The 14,688-nt window shown below is 34.9% G+C and carries 27 protein-coding genes; all 27 read left to right on the top strand.

What is annotated here, in order from left to right:
* Positions 1 to 219 precede the first annotated feature (219 nt).
* The 27 genes from rpsL to ykgO all read left to right on the top strand — a co-directional run bounded on the left by rpsL (position 220) and on the right by ykgO (position 14,687).
* Positions 220 to 600: a 30S ribosomal protein S12 gene (rpsL, locus tag NH341_RS05930; protein ID WP_028890722.1), complete on the top strand. Its 381-nt coding sequence runs from the start codon at positions 220 to 222 to the stop codon at positions 598 to 600.
* A 32-nt stretch (positions 601 to 632) separates the two neighbouring features.
* Complete coding sequence (rpsG, locus tag NH341_RS05925) at positions 633 to 1,109, top strand: 30S ribosomal protein S7 (protein ID WP_028890723.1); 477 nt, start codon at positions 633 to 635, stop codon at positions 1,107 to 1,109.
* A gap of 6 nt (positions 1,110 to 1,115) precedes the next feature.
* Positions 1,116 to 3,233, top strand: a complete 2,118-nt coding sequence (gene fusA / locus NH341_RS05920; protein WP_047789836.1) for an elongation factor G — start codon at positions 1,116 to 1,118, stop codon at positions 3,231 to 3,233.
* A gap of 5 nt (positions 3,234 to 3,238) precedes the next feature.
* Positions 3,239 to 3,544, top strand: a complete 306-nt coding sequence (gene rpsJ, locus NH341_RS05915) for a 30S ribosomal protein S10 (protein WP_024740605.1) — start codon at positions 3,239 to 3,241, stop codon at positions 3,542 to 3,544.
* A 313-nt stretch (positions 3,545 to 3,857) separates the two neighbouring features.
* On the top strand, positions 3,858 to 4,475 hold the full coding sequence (gene rplC, locus NH341_RS05910) for a 50S ribosomal protein L3 (protein WP_047789835.1): 618 nt from the start codon (positions 3,858 to 3,860) through the stop codon (positions 4,473 to 4,475).
* Positions 4,475 to 5,104 (top strand): 50S ribosomal protein L4, encoded by a 630-nt coding sequence (gene rplD, locus NH341_RS05905; RefSeq protein WP_047789834.1) that lies wholly within the window; start codon positions 4,475 to 4,477, stop codon positions 5,102 to 5,104. The genes rplC and rplD overlap by 1 nt, the downstream gene beginning before the upstream one ends.
* Positions 5,105 to 5,112: 8 nt before the next feature.
* Positions 5,113 to 5,403: a 50S ribosomal protein L23 gene (rplW, locus tag NH341_RS05900; RefSeq protein ID WP_125343660.1), complete on the top strand. Its 291-nt coding sequence runs from the start codon at positions 5,113 to 5,115 to the stop codon at positions 5,401 to 5,403.
* A gap of 11 nt (positions 5,404 to 5,414) precedes the next feature.
* Entirely contained in the window at positions 5,415 to 6,239 is an 825-nt protein-coding gene (gene rplB / locus NH341_RS05895) for a 50S ribosomal protein L2 (protein ID WP_047789832.1), read from the top strand.
* Between the two features lie 6 nt (positions 6,240 to 6,245).
* The gene (rpsS, locus tag NH341_RS05890) at positions 6,246 to 6,524 is read left to right on the top strand and encodes a 30S ribosomal protein S19 (protein WP_028890729.1); all 279 of its coding nucleotides are present in this window, start codon (positions 6,246 to 6,248) and stop codon (positions 6,522 to 6,524) included.
* A 9-nt stretch (positions 6,525 to 6,533) separates the two neighbouring features.
* Positions 6,534 to 6,938: a 50S ribosomal protein L22 gene (gene rplV / locus NH341_RS05885; RefSeq protein WP_028890730.1), complete on the top strand. Its 405-nt coding sequence runs from the start codon at positions 6,534 to 6,536 to the stop codon at positions 6,936 to 6,938.
* Between the two features lie 11 nt (positions 6,939 to 6,949).
* Complete coding sequence (gene rpsC / locus NH341_RS05880) at positions 6,950 to 7,666, top strand: 30S ribosomal protein S3 (protein ID WP_047789831.1); 717 nt, start codon at positions 6,950 to 6,952, stop codon at positions 7,664 to 7,666.
* 19 nt (positions 7,667 to 7,685) lie between these two features.
* Positions 7,686 to 8,117 carry a 50S ribosomal protein L16 gene (rplP, locus tag NH341_RS05875; protein ID WP_047789830.1) on the top strand — a complete coding sequence of 144 codons (432 nt, stop codon included), beginning with the start codon at positions 7,686 to 7,688 and terminating at the stop codon, positions 8,115 to 8,117.
* 12 nt (positions 8,118 to 8,129) lie between these two features.
* Positions 8,130 to 8,321, top strand: coding sequence for a 50S ribosomal protein L29 (rpmC, locus tag NH341_RS05870; RefSeq protein ID WP_028890733.1), 192 nt, complete (start codon positions 8,130 to 8,132; stop codon positions 8,319 to 8,321).
* An 18-nt stretch (positions 8,322 to 8,339) separates the two neighbouring features.
* Positions 8,340 to 8,597 (top strand): 30S ribosomal protein S17, encoded by a 258-nt coding sequence (rpsQ, locus tag NH341_RS05865; protein ID WP_028890734.1) that lies wholly within the window; start codon positions 8,340 to 8,342, stop codon positions 8,595 to 8,597.
* Between the two features lies 1 nt (position 8,598).
* Complete coding sequence (gene rplN, locus NH341_RS05860; protein ID WP_047789829.1) at positions 8,599 to 8,967, top strand: 50S ribosomal protein L14; 369 nt, start codon at positions 8,599 to 8,601, stop codon at positions 8,965 to 8,967.
* Positions 8,968 to 8,981: 14 nt separating this feature from the next.
* Positions 8,982 to 9,296 (top strand): 50S ribosomal protein L24, encoded by a 315-nt coding sequence (gene rplX, locus NH341_RS05855; protein WP_047789828.1) that lies wholly within the window; start codon positions 8,982 to 8,984, stop codon positions 9,294 to 9,296.
* A gap of 2 nt (positions 9,297 to 9,298) precedes the next feature.
* Positions 9,299 to 9,850 carry a 50S ribosomal protein L5 gene (gene rplE, locus NH341_RS05850; RefSeq protein WP_047789827.1) on the top strand — a complete coding sequence of 184 codons (552 nt, stop codon included), beginning with the start codon at positions 9,299 to 9,301 and terminating at the stop codon, positions 9,848 to 9,850.
* A gap of 4 nt (positions 9,851 to 9,854) precedes the next feature.
* Positions 9,855 to 10,124, top strand: coding sequence for a 30S ribosomal protein S14 (rpsN, locus tag NH341_RS05845; RefSeq protein WP_028890738.1), 270 nt, complete (start codon positions 9,855 to 9,857; stop codon positions 10,122 to 10,124).
* Positions 10,125 to 10,491: 367 nt separating this feature from the next.
* Positions 10,492 to 10,890: a 30S ribosomal protein S8 gene (gene rpsH, locus NH341_RS05840; protein ID WP_047789826.1), complete on the top strand. Its 399-nt coding sequence runs from the start codon at positions 10,492 to 10,494 to the stop codon at positions 10,888 to 10,890.
* Between the two features lie 15 nt (positions 10,891 to 10,905).
* Complete coding sequence (gene rplF, locus NH341_RS05835) at positions 10,906 to 11,451, top strand: 50S ribosomal protein L6 (protein ID WP_047789825.1); 546 nt, start codon at positions 10,906 to 10,908, stop codon at positions 11,449 to 11,451.
* Between the two features lie 18 nt (positions 11,452 to 11,469).
* Positions 11,470 to 11,820, top strand: a complete 351-nt coding sequence (rplR, locus tag NH341_RS05830; protein WP_047789824.1) for a 50S ribosomal protein L18 — start codon at positions 11,470 to 11,472, stop codon at positions 11,818 to 11,820.
* Between the two features lie 8 nt (positions 11,821 to 11,828).
* Positions 11,829 to 12,353 (top strand): 30S ribosomal protein S5, encoded by a 525-nt coding sequence (rpsE, locus tag NH341_RS05825; protein ID WP_125064354.1) that lies wholly within the window; start codon positions 11,829 to 11,831, stop codon positions 12,351 to 12,353.
* 11 nt (positions 12,354 to 12,364) lie between these two features.
* Positions 12,365 to 12,547, top strand: a complete 183-nt coding sequence (rpmD, locus tag NH341_RS05820) for a 50S ribosomal protein L30 (RefSeq protein ID WP_047789822.1) — start codon at positions 12,365 to 12,367, stop codon at positions 12,545 to 12,547.
* 12 nt (positions 12,548 to 12,559) lie between these two features.
* On the top strand, positions 12,560 to 13,009 hold the full coding sequence (gene rplO / locus NH341_RS05815; RefSeq protein ID WP_047789821.1) for a 50S ribosomal protein L15: 450 nt from the start codon (positions 12,560 to 12,562) through the stop codon (positions 13,007 to 13,009).
* Positions 13,010 to 13,021: 12 nt separating this feature from the next.
* Positions 13,022 to 14,341 (top strand): preprotein translocase subunit SecY, encoded by a 1,320-nt coding sequence (secY, locus tag NH341_RS05810; RefSeq protein ID WP_047789820.1) that lies wholly within the window; start codon positions 13,022 to 13,024, stop codon positions 14,339 to 14,341.
* A 1-nt stretch (position 14,342) separates the two neighbouring features.
* Positions 14,343 to 14,558 (top strand): translation initiation factor IF-1, encoded by a 216-nt coding sequence (infA, locus tag NH341_RS05805; RefSeq protein WP_024740627.1) that lies wholly within the window; start codon positions 14,343 to 14,345, stop codon positions 14,556 to 14,558.
* Between the two features lie 12 nt (positions 14,559 to 14,570).
* Positions 14,571 to 14,687, top strand: a complete 117-nt coding sequence (ykgO, locus tag NH341_RS05800; RefSeq protein ID WP_010181906.1) for a type B 50S ribosomal protein L36 — start codon at positions 14,571 to 14,573, stop codon at positions 14,685 to 14,687.
* Position 14,688 lies beyond the last annotated feature (1 nt).

Below are 14,688 nucleotides of genomic sequence, written 5' to 3'. Positions count from 1 at the left end.
GTAGAATGTAAGGTTGTTGTTTATTTTTTTTGATTGTTTGTTTTTTGTGTTTTGGAGGAGGTGTAAGTGGTACTGTGAATTTGAGTTTTTGAAGTTTTTTCGAGGTTTGTTAAAAATAACTCCTTGATATTTGAATAAATAGAAAATTGTCGTACATTTGCACACTCTTAAAATTAGAGTAATTTAAGTACAAATTAAAAAAACAAGTAATAATTTAGTATGCCAACTATTCAACAATTAGTTCGTAAAGGAAGAGCCAAAATAACTAAGAAGAGTAAATCGGCTGCTTTACAAGCATGTCCACAAAGACGTGGAGTTTGTACGCGTGTGTATACCACTACACCTAAGAAACCTAACTCAGCGATGCGTAAGGTTGCAAGGGTGCGTTTAACAAATGGTAATGAAATCAACGCGTATATTCCAGGTGAGGGACACAACTTGCAAGAGCACTCGATAGTATTAGTTAGAGGTGGAAGGGTAAAAGATTTACCAGGTGTTAAATATCACGTGGTACGTGGAGCATTAGATACTGCTGGAGTTGAGGGTAGAACCCAACGTAGATCTAAGTACGGTGCAAAACGCCCAAAAGACAAAAAGTAAAAATTAATTAGTAACTTTTTTAATGTAAAGACATGAGGAAAAGAAGAGCTAAAAAAAGAGTTTTGTTACCGGATCCAAGATTCAACGATCAATTAGTTACACGTTTTGTGAATAACTTAATGTGGGACGGTAAAAAATCTGTAGCGTTCAAAGTGTTTTACGATGCAATGGATATCGTAAACGAAAAGAAAACTGACGAAGAAAAGTCGGCTTTAGAAGTGTGGAAAGATGGTTTGTCTAACGTGATGCCTCACGTAGAAGTTCGTTCTCGCCGTGTTGGTGGTGCAACTTTCCAAATTCCAATGCAAATTCGTCCAGACCGTAAGGTTTCTATGGCGATTAAATGGATGATTTCTTATGCGCGTAAGCGTAATGAAAAAACAATGGCACAACGTTTAGCTGCTGAGATTTTAGCTGCTGCTAAAGAAGAAGGTGCTGCTGTTAAGAAAAGAGTTGATACTCATAAGATGGCTGAAGCAAACAAAGCATTCTCACACTTTAGATTTTAATAAGAAATGGCAAGAGATTTAAAATATACAAGAAATATCGGTATTGCTGCTCATATTGATGCTGGTAAAACAACAACAACTGAGCGTATCCTTTTCTATACAGGGGTGTCTCACAAAATTGGAGAGGTTCACGATGGTGCTTCTACAATGGACTGGATGGAGCAAGAAGCTGAAAGAGGTATTACAATTACTTCTGCAGCTACTACTTGTACTTGGCAATTTCCAACCGAAAATGGACAGCCTACCGCTGATGCTAAGGGATACCATTTTAATATTATTGATACTCCAGGTCACGTTGATTTTACCGTAGAGGTAAACCGTTCGTTACGTGTATTAGACGGGTTAGTGTTCTTATTCTCTGCAGTAGACGGAGTTGAGCCACAATCTGAAACTAACTGGCGTTTAGCTGATAACTATAAAGTACCACGTATCGGTTTCGTTAACAAAATGGACCGTCAAGGAGCAAACTTCTTAGCTGTATGTCAGCAAGTAAAAGACATGTTAAAGTCTAATGCAGTGCCAATCGTATTAAACATTGGTGATGAAGCAGATTTTAAAGGAATTGTTGATTTAGTTAAAAACCGTGCTATTGTATGGCATGATGATAACTACGGGTCGACTTTCGATGTTGTAGAAATTCCAGAAGAATTGAAAGAAGAAGCTCGTGAGTTACGTGGTAAGTTAATCGAAGAGGTTGCTGCTTATGACGAAAACTTATTAGAGAAGTACATGGAAGATGAAGATTCAATTACAGAAGAAGAAGTGCATGCTGCATTAAGAGCTGCTGTAATGGATATGTCTATAATTCCAATGGTATGTGGTTCTTCATTCAAAAATAAAGGTGTTCAGTTTTTATTAGATGCTGTATGTCGTTATTTACCTTCTCCGGTAGATAGAGATAATATCGTAGGAACTAATCCTGATACTGGTGAGGAAGAAACACGTAAGCCAGATGCAAAAGCACCATTTTCAGCTTTAGCGTTTAAAATAGCTACAGATCCTTTCGTAGGACGTTTAGCATTCTTCCGTGCTTATTCTGGTCGTTTAGATGCAGGTTCTTATGTGTTGAACAACCGTTCAGGTAAAAAAGAACGTATTTCACGTATTTACCAAATGCACTCTAACAAGCAAAATGCTATCGACTTTATTGAAGCTGGAGATATTGGAGCTGCTGTAGGATTTAAAGATATTAAAACGGGAGATACCTTATCTGATGAAAAGAATCCAATTGTTTTAGAATCAATGGATTTCCCAGATCCAGTAATCGGTATTGCTGTTGAACCAAAAACTAAGGCTGACGTTGATAAGTTAGGTATGGCTTTAGGTAAATTAGCAGAGGAAGATCCAACATTTACTGTAAAAACAGATGATGCTTCAGGTCAAACTGTAATTTCTGGAATGGGTGAGTTACACTTAGATATTATTGTTGACCGTTTAAAGCGTGAGTTTAAGGTTGAAGTAAATCAAGGACAACCACAAGTAGAGTACAAAGAAGCTTTAACAGCTACTGCAGATCACAGAGAGGTTTATAAGAAACAATCTGGTGGACGTGGTAAGTTTGCTGATATTGTATTTACTATGGAGCCTGCTGATGAAGGTGTTACAGGGTTACAATTTGAGTCTATTATTAAAGGTGGTAACGTTCCTAAGGAATTTGTACCTTCAGTAGAGAAAGGATTCAAAGAGGCAATGAAGAATGGTCCTTTAGCTGGTTACGAAATGGATTCGATGAAGATTACTTTAAAGGATGGATCTTTCCACCCTGTAGATTCTGATCAATTATCATTCGAATTAGCTGCTAAGTTAGGTTATAAAGCTGCTGCAAAAGCTGCAAGAGCTGTAATCATGGAACCAATGATGAAATTAGAAGTGTTAACTCCAGAGGAGAACATGGGAGATATCGTTGGAGACTTAAACAGAAGAAGAGGACAAGTAAACGATATGAGCGATCGTGCTGGATCTAAAGTAGTAAAAGCAATCGTTCCTTTATCAGAAATGTTTGGATATGTTACTTCTTTAAGAACATTATCTTCAGGTAGAGCAACTTCTACTATGGAATTCTCTCACTATGCAGAAACTCCAAGTAACATTTCAGAAGAAGTAATCGCAAACGCTAAAGGTTAATTAAGATGAGTCAAAAAATTAGAATAAAGTTAAAATCTTACGATTATAATTTAGTAGACAAGTCTGCTGAGAAAATCGTAAAAACAGTAAAGAGTACTGGTGCTGTAGTAAACGGACCAATTCCTTTACCAACAAATAAAAAGATTTTTACAGTGTTACGTTCACCACACGTAAACAAAAAATCAAGAGAACAATTTCAATTATCTGCTTACAAAAGATTATTAGACATTTATAGTTCTTCTTCAAAAACTATTGATGCGCTAATGAAACTTGAGTTACCAAGTGGAGTTGAAGTTGAGATCAAAGTATAAGTAAATAAATCAATAACTTTCGGTTTAATTTTGTTAAGCCGAAAGTTTTTTATACTTTTGCACACCGAAATTTTAGTTTTCGGAGTGTGTAAGTTTCTGAAAAGTATTCAGAAATGACATGTCCTGAGGGTTTCGCGAAGGAAAAACGGTAAAACAAATTCAAAGAGTGAAGATGTTTTTCGCTCTTTTTTTTTTTTTTTTTTTTTTTTTTTTGAGAAGTTCGAAGGAAAACAAGAAACATTTGTTTCAAAAAATTATTTTATTAATAGACGCGCTGGATAAATTAAAATCTATCGTCTGAAAATTAACAAATATGTCTGGGTTAATAGGAAGAAAAGTAGGAATGACCAGCTTATTCGATGAAAATGGGAAAAATATTCCTTGTACTGTAATCGAAGCAGGTCCTTGCGTTGTTACCCAAGTCAGAACCGAAGAGGTTGACGGCTATAACGCGTTACAACTTGGTTTCGATGACAAAAAAGCAAAAAGCTCTAACAAGGCTTTAGATGGTCACTTTAAAAAAGCTGGTACATCTGCTAAAAGAAAGGTCGTTGAGTTCCAAGGATTCGAAGGTGAGTACAAATTAGGTGACTCAATTACTGTTGAACACTTTGCTGAAGGAGAATTCGTTGATGTATCAGGAGTTTCAAAAGGTAAAGGTTTTCAAGGTGTTGTTAAACGTCATGGTTTTGGCGGGGTTGGACAAGCAACTCACGGTCAACATAACCGTTTAAGAGCTCCAGGTTCAATTGGTGCAGCATCATACCCTGCAAGAGTATTCAAAGGAATGCGTATGGCAGGTCGTATGGGTGGAGACAAAGTAAAAGTTCAAAATTTAAGAGTTTTAAAAGTGGTTGCAGATAAGAATCTTATCGTTGTAAAAGGAGCAATTCCTGGTCACAAAAACTCTTATGTAACTATCGAGAAATAATGAAAGTAGCAGTATTAGATATTACAGGAAAAGATACTGGTAGAAAAGTTGAACTTTCTAACGAGGTATTCGGAATTGAGCCAAATGATCATGCAATTTATTTAGATGTAAAGCAGTATTTGGCTAATCAAAGACAAGGTACTCATAAATCGAAAGAAAGAGCTGAGATTGCTGGTAGTACAAGAAAGATAAAAAAACAAAAAGGAACTGGTACAGCTCGTGCGGGTAGTATCAAGTCTGGTGTTTTTAGAGGTGGTGGACGTATGTTTGGTCCAAGACCTAGAAACTATTCTTTTAAGTTAAATAAAAACTTAAAGCGTTTAGCACGTAAGTCAGCTTTAAGTATTCAAGCAAAAGAAAACAATTTAGTGGTTGTTGAAGATTTCAATTTTGAAGCTCCAAAAACTAAAGAGTTTATCAATGTATTAAAAGCTTTAGAATTAGACGCTAAAAAGTCTTTATTCGTATTAGGTGAAGAAAGTAAGAATGTTTACTTATCATCTCGTAACTTAAAAGGTTCTAAAGTAGTAGATGCTTCAGGTATTAACACGTATAGCGTTTTAAATGCTAATAAAGTGGTTATTTCAGAAAGCTCTCTAGAAGGAATTGAGTCTAATTTAAGTAAATAGGGAACAAGATGAGTATTTTAATTAAACCTATTATTACAGAAAAAGCTACAAATGATAGCGAGTTAAACAACCGTTATACATTTGTTGTAAATAAAAAAGCTAACAAATTAGAAATCAAAGGAGCTGTAGAAGCTGCTTATGGTGTAGCGATTGAATCTGTAAAAACAATGAATTATCCAGTACAAAGAAAAACTAAATACACTAAAAAAGGTTTAGTTACTGGATTAACAGGTGGATACAAAAAGGCAATCGTTCAGTTAGCTGAAGGAGAAACTATTGATTTTTATAACAATCTTTAAGAAAAGACAGAATGTCAGTTAGAAAATTAAAACCAATAACACCAGGTCAGCGTTTTAGAGTTGTAAATGGGTTCGACACCATTACTACTGATAAGCCGGAGAAATCTTTATTAGCTCCGAAAAAACGATCTGGAGGTCGAAACAACCAGGGTAGAATGACTACACGTAACATCGGTGGAGGTCATAAACAAAAATACCGTATTATCGATTTTAAAAGAGATAAGCAAGGTATTCCTGCAACAGTAAAAACTATTGAGTACGATCCAAACCGTACTGCATTTATTGCATTAGTTAGTTATGCTGATGGTGAAAAACGTTATGTGATTGCACAAAACGGATTAAAAGTAGGTCAAACAATCATTTCAGGAAAGGAAGTAGCTCCAGAAGTAGGTAACGCTATGTATTTAAGTGAAATTCCTTTAGGAACTACAATTTCTTGTATTGAGTTACACCCAGGTCAAGGAGCTGTTATGGCTCGTTCTGCTGGAGCTTTTGCTCAGTTAGTTGCAAAAGAAGGTAAATATGCAACAGTTAAATTACCTTCTGGAGAAACAAGATTTATCTTATTAACTTGTATGGCTACAATTGGAGTAGTGTCTAACTCAGACCACCAATTATTAGTTTCAGGTAAAGCAGGTAGAAGTAGATGGTTAGGAAGAAGACCAAGAACAAATGCAGTAAGAATGAACCCAGTTGATCACCCAATGGGAGGTGGTGAAGGACGTTCTTCTGGAGGGCATCCAAGATCTAGAAACGGTATTCCTGCTAAAGGATTTAAGACTAGATCAAAGACCAAAGCTAGTAATAAGTATATCGTAGAACGTAGAAAGAAATAATAAACCATGGCAAGATCATTAAAAAAAGGACCTTACGTTCACTATAAGTTAGAGAAAAAAGTGTTAGCTAACGTAGAAGCAGGTAGTAAGTCAGTTATCAAAACTTGGTCTAGAGCAAGTATGATTACTCCTGATTTCGTAGGGCAAACAATTGCAGTTCACAACGGACGTCAGTTTGTACCAGTTTACGTTACTGAAAACATGGTAGGTCATAAATTAGGCGAATTTTCACCAACACGCTCATTTAGAGGACATGCTGGTGCAAAAAATAAAGGTAAAAAATAGTAGGAAATTATGGGAAGTCGTAAACATAACATGGCAACACAGTTAAAAGAAGCTAGAAAGTCTAGAGCTTTCGCTAAATTAACTAATTGTCCTACATCACCAAGAAAAATGCGCTTGGTAGCAGATTTAGTAAGAGGAGTAGAAGTTGAAAAAGCTTTACAAATCTTAAAGTTCAGTCCAAAAGAAGCATCACGTAACTTAGAAAAGTTATTATTATCAGCTATTGCTAACTGGCAAGCTAAAAATGAAGATGCAAGCATTGAAGATGCTGGATTATACGTAAAATCAATTTGTGTTGATAGCGCAGGTATGTTAAAAAGGTTAAGACCAGCTCCGCAAGGTCGTGCACATAGAATTCGTAAGCGTTCTAATCACGTAACTTTAGAGTTAGGAACTAAAAATAATAGTAATTAATCAAAGTAGAAATGGGACAAAAGACAAATCCAATAGGAAATCGTTTAGGAATTATCAGAGGATGGGAATCTAACTGGTATGGTGGAAATGACTACGGAGATAAGATTGCTGAAGATGATAAGATAAGAAAGTATTTATATGCTAGATTATCTAAAGCAAGTGTATCAAGAATTATTATTGAGCGTACCTTAAAACTTGTAACCGTTACTATCACTACTGCACGTCCAGGTATCATTATTGGTAAAGGAGGTCAAGAGGTAGACAAGTTAAAAGAAGAGCTTAAGAAAATTACTGGTAAAGAAGTTCAAATTAATATTTTCGAAATTAAGCGTCCAGAATTAGATGCAAAATTAGTTGCTGCTAGTATCGCACGTCAAATTGAAAATAGAATTTCTTACAAGCGAGCTACTAAAATGGCAATCGCTGCTGCAATGAGAATGAATGCAGAAGGAATTAAAGTTCAATTATCAGGTCGTTTAAACGGAGCTGAAATGGCACGTTCTGAGCATTACAAAGAAGGAAGAATTCCTCTTTCTACCTTCAGAGCAGACATCGATTATGCACTTGTTGAATCACATACTACATACGGAAGAATCGGTGTGAAAGTATGGATTATGAAAGGTGAGGTTTATGGAAAACGTGAATTATCTCCATTAGTTGGACTATCTAAGCAAAAAGGTAGTGGAAACAAAGGTGGTGGTAAACGTCAACCTCGCAGAAGAAAATAATTTTTAAAAGAAATTAACAATGTTACAGCCAAAAAGAGTAAAATACCGTAAGGTACAGAAGGCGAAAGGAAATATGAAAGGTAACTCTGGTAGAGGTACTCAACTTTCTAACGGAATGTTTGGTATCAAATCATTAGACCAGAACTTACTTACCTCTCGTCAAATTGAGGCAGCTCGTATTGCGGCAACTCGTTATATGAAAAGAGAGGGGCAACTTTGGATTAAGATTTTCCCAGATAAACCAATAACAAAGAAACCGTTAGAGGTACGTATGGGTAAAGGTAAAGGTGCACCAGATCACTTTGTAGCAGTTGTAAAACCAGGTAGAATTTTGTTCGAAATTGGTGGAGTACCAATGGAAGTAGCAAAAGAAGCTTTACGTTTAGCAGCGCAAAAACTTCCTGTAAAAACGAAGTTTGTAATAGCAAGAGATTTTGATTATAACGCTTAATTCTATTAGATCATGAAACAATCAGAAATTAAAGAATTATCAACAGCTGACTTACAAGAAAAGCTAGGGGCGTTGAAGAAAAATTATACTGATCTTAAGATGGCTCACGCCATAACTCCATTGGAAAACCCATTAGAGTTACGTAGCTTAAGAAAAACTGTAGCAAGAATTGCTACAGAGTTAACTAAAAGAGAATTACAATAATTCTAGTCAGTTTTAAAGATGGAAAAAAGAAATCTTAGAAAAGAGAGAATAGGTGTAGTATCTAGCAACAAAATGGAGAAATCTATTGTAGTTAGCGAGGTAAAAAGAGTAAAGCACCCAATGTACGGAAAGTTCGTATTGAAGACTAAGAAGTACGTTGCACATGACGAGAATAACGATTGCAACGAAGGTGATACTGTAAGGATCATGGAAACACGTCCTATGAGTAAATCTAAGCGTTGGAGATTAGTAGAAATCCTAGAAAGAGCTAAATAATATGTTACAGACAGAATCAAGATTAAAAGTCGCAGATAACACTGGAGCAAAAGAAGTTTTAGTGATTAGAGTTTTAGGAGGAACAAAAAAGCGTTACGCTAGTGTTGGAGATAAAATTGTAGTTTCAGTAAAATCTGCAACTCCAAACGGAACTGTAAAGAAAGGTCAAGTATCTCGTGCAGTTGTTGTTCGTACTAAGAAAGAAGTTAGACGTAAAGACGGATCATATATCAGATTTGATGATAATGCTTGTGTACTTTTAAATCCTTCAGAGGAAATGAGAGGTACTCGTGTATTCGGACCTGTGGCTCGTGAATTACGTGAGAAACAATTTATGAAAATAGTATCATTAGCACCTGAGGTGTTATAAAATCAGATTTTAAAATGAAAAAATTTAAAATTAAATCAGGAGATACTGTTAAAGTTATAGCAGGGGATCATAAAGGATCTGAAGGAAAAGTTTTACAAATCCTTAAAGATAAGGATAGAGTAGTAGTAGAAGGTGTAAATATGGTGTCTAAACACACTAAACCAAGTGCTGCTAACCCTCAAGGAGGAATTGTAAAAAAGGAAGCTCCATTACATATATCGAATGTAGCCTTAATCGAAAACGGTGAAGCTGTTAGAGTAGGGTATGATTTTGATAAGGAAAGTGGAAAAAAGTTCAGAGTTTCAAAAAAATCAGATAAAGCAATATAACAATGAGTTACGTACCAAGATTAAGAGAAGAGTACAAGAGCAGAGTTATCAAAGCTCTTACTGATGAATTTGGTTATAGCAATGTAATGCAAGTGCCTAAATTACAAAAGATAGTAGTAAGTAAAGGTGTTGGTGCAGCTATAGCAGATAAGAAATTAATAGAATACGCTATTGATGAGTTAACTACTATTACTGGTCAAAAAGCAGTACCTACAATTTCTAAGAAAGACGTTGCAAACTTCAAATTACGTAAAGGAATGCCTATTGGAGCAAAAGTTACGTTAAGAGGAGACAAAATGTACGAATTTTTAGATAGATTAGTTACAGCTTCTTTACCACGTGTAAGAGACTTTAACGGTATCAAAGCAAATGGTTTTGATGGTAGAGGTAATTACAATTTAGGAATTACTGAGCAAATCATCTACCCAGAGATTAATATTGATCAAGTGAAAAAAATTAGTGGTATGGATATTACTTTTGTAACATCAGCAAGCACTGATAAGGAAGCTAAATCATTATTAGGAGAATTAGGATTACCATTTAAAAAGAATTAATAAGATGGCTAAAGAATCAATGAAAGCGCGTGAGCGCAAAAGAGCTAAAATGGTTGCTAAATATGCAGAAAAGAGAAAAGCTTTAAAAGAAGCTGGAGACTATGAAGCATTACAAAAGTTGCCAAAAAACGCATCACCAATTAGAATGCACAATCGTTGTAAACTAACTGGACGTCCAAAAGGATATATGCGTCAGTTCGGAATTTCACGTGTTACTTTCCGTGAAATGGCTAACCAAGGATTAATTCCAGGAGTAAAGAAAGCAAGCTGGTAAGAAGCTCTTCCATACAAAATAAAGGTGTATAACTAAACAAAGTTGTACACCTTTTTGCTTAATAAAAAGGTGTAATTAATACATACTTTAATTTCATTTTAAAATTAAAATACTCTTACAGAAACGTAATATTTTGATACTAAAAATGATAATCATCAAAAAGGTTTGATTTTCAAAAAGTTTATGTATATTTGCACTCTGTTTTTATAGGGTAAATTACGCCTTGTAAGTAAATACCACTTAAATGGTATAATGCTTATGAGATTTTACTCAAAAAACAAATAAATAAGTATTAACTGGTTTCAGGTTTAGTATTTGCGTTGATAAGATAATAATGCTAAAAACCAAAACCGAAAATTAATTAACTATGTATACAGATCCAATCGCGGATTTTCTTACTCGAGTGAGAAATGCTATTGCAGCAAATCACAGAGTAGTTGAAGTTCCTGCTTCAAAGTTGAAGAAGGAAATGACGAAGATTTTGTTCGATCAAGGTTACATTTTAAGTTATCAGTTCAATGACGATAAGGTTCAAGGAACGATTAAGATAGCTTTAAAATACGATCGTGATACGAAAGAATCAGTAATCAGAAAGATTCAAAGAATTTCAACACCAGGTTTACGTAGATACGTTGGCGCTAAAGAAATGCCAAGAGTATTGAACGGATTAGGTATTGCTATTGTTTCTACATCAAAAGGTGTAATGACAAACAAAAAAGCAAGACAAGAGAACGTTGGTGGTGAAGTATTATGTTACGTTTACTAAAAAACATTTTGTAAGATGAGTAGAATAGGGAAGAATCCAATCGCATTGCCACAAGGTGTTGAAGTAAAAGTAGACGGAAATGTGGTTACAGTAAAAGGAAAATTAGGAGAGTTAACTCAAGAAATTAAGTCTGATATTACTGTAAAAGTTGAAGATGGTACCATTACTTTAGAAAGACCATCAGAAAGTAAAGATCACAGAGCAGCACATGGTTTATACCGTGCTTTAATCAATAACATGGTTGAAGGTGTTAGCAAAGGATTTACTAAAGAGTTAGAGTTAGTAGGTGTTGGTTATAGAGCATCTAACCAAGGACAAAAATTAGATTTAGCCCTAGGTTTCTCTCACAATATTGTAATAGATTTAGCTCCAGAAGTTAAGGTTGAAACAGTATCTGAAAAAGGTAAGAACCCAATCGTAAAATTAACTTCACATGACAAGCAATTAGTTGGTCAAGTTGCAGCAAAAATTCGTTCATTCCGTAAGCCAGAACCTTACAAAGGAAAAGGAATTAAGTTTGTAGGAGAAGTATTAAGAAGAAAAGCAGGTAAATCTGCATAATAAATAAGAGAAATTATTATGGCATTATCAAAGCTTGAAAGAAGACAACGAATTAAGCATAGAATTAGAAAGATTGTTACAGGTACAGCTGAAAAACCAAGGTTATCAGTTTTTAGAAGTAACAAAGAAATCTATGCTCAGTTAATTGATGACGTTGCTGGTGTTACATTAGCATCTGCATCATCAAGAGATAAAGAAATTACATCTAGTTCTAAAGCAGAAGCGGCTACAGCTGTAGGTAAAGCTATTGCTGAAAAAGCTGTAAAGGCTGGTGTTGATACTGTTGCTTTTGACCGTAACGGATATTTATACCACGGAAGAGTTAAAGTATTAGCAGACGCTGCAAGAGAAGCTGGTTTAAAATTTTAAGAAATTATATTATGTTAGGATATAAAAACGTAGAAAGAGTAAAACCAAGCGGATTAGAGCTTGTAGATAAATTAGTTGGTGTACAACGTGTTACCAAAGTAACTAAAGGAGGTAGAGCATTTGGTTTCTCTGCAATCGTAGTAGTTGGAGATGGTAATGGAGTTGTAGGTCACGGATTAGGGAAGTCTAAAGATGTTTCTTCTGCAATTGCAAAAGCAGTTGAAGATGCAAAGAAAAATTTAGTACGTATTCCTATTTTAGATGGAACATTACCACACGAACAAAAAGGTAAATTTGGTGGTGCAAAAGTATTCATCAAGCCTGCTTCACACGGTACCGGGGTTATTGCCGGAGGTGCTGTACGTTTAGTATTAGAAGCTGTAGGTATTAAAGACGTATTATCAAAATCTCAAGGATCATCAAACCCTCACAACGTAGTAAAAGCAACTTTTGATGCTTTATTACAATTACGTAGTGCTGCTACAATTGCTAAGCAAAGAGGTATATCTTTAGAGAAAGTTTTTAACGGTTAAAATTTAAGACGATGAGTAAAATTAGAGTTACACAAGTAAAAAGTCAAATCGGTCGCCTTAAAAATCAAAAAAGAACGTTAGAGGCGTTAGGTTTACGTAAAATGAACCAAACTGTAGAGCATGAAGCATCAGCTACAATTTTGGGTATGGTAAGTAAAGTTTCACACTTAGTTTCTGTAGAAGAAATTAAATAAGACAATATAAAGATGAGTTTACACAACTTAAAACCAGCAGCAGGATCTACAAAAAGCGGTAAAAGAATCGCTCGTGGAGAAGGTTCTGGTCACGGAGGTACCTCTACAAGAGGACATAAAGGAGCTAAATCTCGTTCTGGTTATTCTCGTAAAATAGGATTTGAAGGAGGGCAAATGCCACTTCAAAGACGTGTGCCTAAATTTGGTTTCACTAACATTAATCGTAAAGAATATGTTGGTGTAAATTTAGACAAGTTACAATCATTAGTAGATAACGGAAAGATAACAGATACAGTTAATTTAGACGTTTTAGTAGAAAACAGATTAGCTCGTAAAAACGACTTAGTTAAAATATTAGGTGGTGGAGAGTTAAAAGCTAAATTAAATATAACTGTACATAAATTTACAGCATCAGCTAAAGCAGCTATTGAAGCAGCAGGAGGTGAAGCAGTAACATTATAAGAATTGTAAATGATGAATTTTATAAATACTTTAAAAGACATTTGGAAGATTGAAGAGTTAAAAGAAAAATTACTTTTAACCTTAGGTTTAATCGCTGTTTACCGTTTTATGGCAGCAGTTCCATTACCAGGAATTGACCCTACTCAGTTATCAGCATTAAAAGACAGTACTGACGGTGGACTTTTAGGTTTATTAAACGCATTTACAGGTGGGGCATTTGCTAGAGCGTCAGTTATGGCACTTGGTATAATGCCTTATATTTCTGCATCAATTGTAGTTCAGTTAATGGGTATTGCAGTACCATATTTACAGAAATTACAAAAAGATGGAGAAAGTGGACGTAAGAAGATTACGCAAATAACAAGATGGCTTACGATTGCTATTACGTTGTTTCAAGCACCAACCTACATTGGAGTAATCCAAAACCAAATGGGTTTACCGCAAGAAGCATTCTTAGTAACTGGAGCAACATTTTGGGTATCATCTATCATTCTTTTAAGTGCAGGAACAATTTTTGCAATGTGGCTAGGAGAGCGTATTACTGATAAAGGAGTTGGTAATGGAATTTCATTATTAATTACCGTTGGTATTATCGCAAATTTCCCAGCAGCTTTTATTCAAGAATTAGTTTCTAAGCAAACTGCAGGTGCTGGAGGAATTATGATGATTTTAATCGAATTAATAGTTTGGTTTGTAGTAATCTTGTTAACCGTATTATTAGTTACAGCAGTACGTAAAGTAGCCGTTCAATACGCACGTCGTACAGCAGTTACAAACATTAAAGATGTTGATGGCGCAAGACAGTACATTCCTTTAAAATTGAATGCAGCTGGAGTAATGCCAATAATTTTTGCACAGGCTATTATGTTTTTACCAATAGCATTAGGTCAAAAATATCCAGCATTAAACAGTTTAACTGATATTAACGGTTTATGGTATAACGTTATATTTGCTTTATTAATTATTGTCTTTAGTTACTTTTATACTGCTATTACTATTCCAACGAATAAAATGGCAGAAGACTTAAAGAGAAGTAATGGTTTTGTTCCCGGTTATAAACCAGGTGAAGAAACAGCTAACTTTTTAGATTCAGTATTGTCGAAAATTACATTACCAGGATCTATCTTCTTAGCAGCTTTATCTATTTTACCAGCAATCATTGTAAAGTTTGGAGTTACTCAAAACTGGGCAATGTTTTATGGAGGAACATCATTAATCATTATGGTAGGAGTTGCAATAGACACTATTCAGCAAATAAACTCGTATTTATTAAACAGTCGTTATGATGGTTTAATGAAAACAGGTAACAGTAACAGAAAATCATTAAAATAATATGGCTAAACAACCAGCAATTCAACAAGACGGAACTATTACAGAAGCATTATCGAATGCAATGTTTCGAGTAGAATTAGAGAACGGACATATTGTTACGGCTCACATTTCAGGAAAAATGCGTATGCATTATATAAAACTATTACCAGGAGATAAGGTAAAGTTAGAAATGAGTCCGTATGATTTATCAAAGGCAAGAATTACTTACAGATATTAAAAACACACACTGATGAAAGTAAGAGCATCATTAAAGAAAAGAAGTGCCGACTGCAAAATTGTACGCAGAAAAGGCAGATTATATGTAATTAACAAAAAGAATCCTAGATTTAAACAAAGACAAGGGTAGT

It is taken from the genome of Tenacibaculum sp. XPcli2-G, assembly GCF_024124505.1.
In the GTDB taxonomy this organism is placed as follows: Bacteria; Bacteroidota; Bacteroidia; order Flavobacteriales; family Flavobacteriaceae; genus Polaribacter; species Polaribacter mesophilus.
The sequence above is the reverse complement of the archived record's forward strand: the minus strand, read 5'-3'. Positions and strand labels throughout refer to the sequence as shown.

Coding starts and splice junctions, on each gene's coding strand:
- rpsL (WP_028890722.1), top strand. CDS start 220: ATGCCAACTATTCAACAATTAGTTCGTAAAGGAAGAGCCAAAATAACT.
- rpsG (WP_028890723.1), top strand. CDS start 633: ATGAGGAAAAGAAGAGCTAAAAAAAGAGTTTTGTTACCGGATCCAAGA.
- fusA (WP_047789836.1), top strand. CDS start 1,116: ATGGCAAGAGATTTAAAATATACAAGAAATATCGGTATTGCTGCTCAT.
- rpsJ (WP_024740605.1), top strand. CDS start 3,239: ATGAGTCAAAAAATTAGAATAAAGTTAAAATCTTACGATTATAATTTA.
- rplC (WP_047789835.1), top strand. CDS start 3,858: ATGTCTGGGTTAATAGGAAGAAAAGTAGGAATGACCAGCTTATTCGAT.
- rplD (WP_047789834.1), top strand. CDS start 4,475: ATGAAAGTAGCAGTATTAGATATTACAGGAAAAGATACTGGTAGAAAA.
- rplW (WP_125343660.1), top strand. CDS start 5,113: ATGAGTATTTTAATTAAACCTATTATTACAGAAAAAGCTACAAATGAT.
- rplB (WP_047789832.1), top strand. CDS start 5,415: ATGTCAGTTAGAAAATTAAAACCAATAACACCAGGTCAGCGTTTTAGA.
- rpsS (WP_028890729.1), top strand. CDS start 6,246: ATGGCAAGATCATTAAAAAAAGGACCTTACGTTCACTATAAGTTAGAG.
- rplV (WP_028890730.1), top strand. CDS start 6,534: ATGGGAAGTCGTAAACATAACATGGCAACACAGTTAAAAGAAGCTAGA.
- rpsC (WP_047789831.1), top strand. CDS start 6,950: ATGGGACAAAAGACAAATCCAATAGGAAATCGTTTAGGAATTATCAGA.
- rplP (WP_047789830.1), top strand. CDS start 7,686: ATGTTACAGCCAAAAAGAGTAAAATACCGTAAGGTACAGAAGGCGAAA.
- rpmC (WP_028890733.1), top strand. CDS start 8,130: ATGAAACAATCAGAAATTAAAGAATTATCAACAGCTGACTTACAAGAA.
- rpsQ (WP_028890734.1), top strand. CDS start 8,340: ATGGAAAAAAGAAATCTTAGAAAAGAGAGAATAGGTGTAGTATCTAGC.
- rplN (WP_047789829.1), top strand. CDS start 8,599: ATGTTACAGACAGAATCAAGATTAAAAGTCGCAGATAACACTGGAGCA.
- rplX (WP_047789828.1), top strand. CDS start 8,982: ATGAAAAAATTTAAAATTAAATCAGGAGATACTGTTAAAGTTATAGCA.
- rplE (WP_047789827.1), top strand. CDS start 9,299: ATGAGTTACGTACCAAGATTAAGAGAAGAGTACAAGAGCAGAGTTATC.
- rpsN (WP_028890738.1), top strand. CDS start 9,855: ATGGCTAAAGAATCAATGAAAGCGCGTGAGCGCAAAAGAGCTAAAATG.
- rpsH (WP_047789826.1), top strand. CDS start 10,492: ATGTATACAGATCCAATCGCGGATTTTCTTACTCGAGTGAGAAATGCT.
- rplF (WP_047789825.1), top strand. CDS start 10,906: ATGAGTAGAATAGGGAAGAATCCAATCGCATTGCCACAAGGTGTTGAA.
- rplR (WP_047789824.1), top strand. CDS start 11,470: ATGGCATTATCAAAGCTTGAAAGAAGACAACGAATTAAGCATAGAATT.
- rpmD (WP_047789822.1), top strand. CDS start 12,365: ATGAGTAAAATTAGAGTTACACAAGTAAAAAGTCAAATCGGTCGCCTT.
- rplO (WP_047789821.1), top strand. CDS start 12,560: ATGAGTTTACACAACTTAAAACCAGCAGCAGGATCTACAAAAAGCGGT.
- secY (WP_047789820.1), top strand. CDS start 13,022: ATGAATTTTATAAATACTTTAAAAGACATTTGGAAGATTGAAGAGTTA.
- infA (WP_024740627.1), top strand. CDS start 14,343: ATGGCTAAACAACCAGCAATTCAACAAGACGGAACTATTACAGAAGCA.
- ykgO (WP_010181906.1), top strand. CDS start 14,571: ATGAAAGTAAGAGCATCATTAAAGAAAAGAAGTGCCGACTGCAAAATT.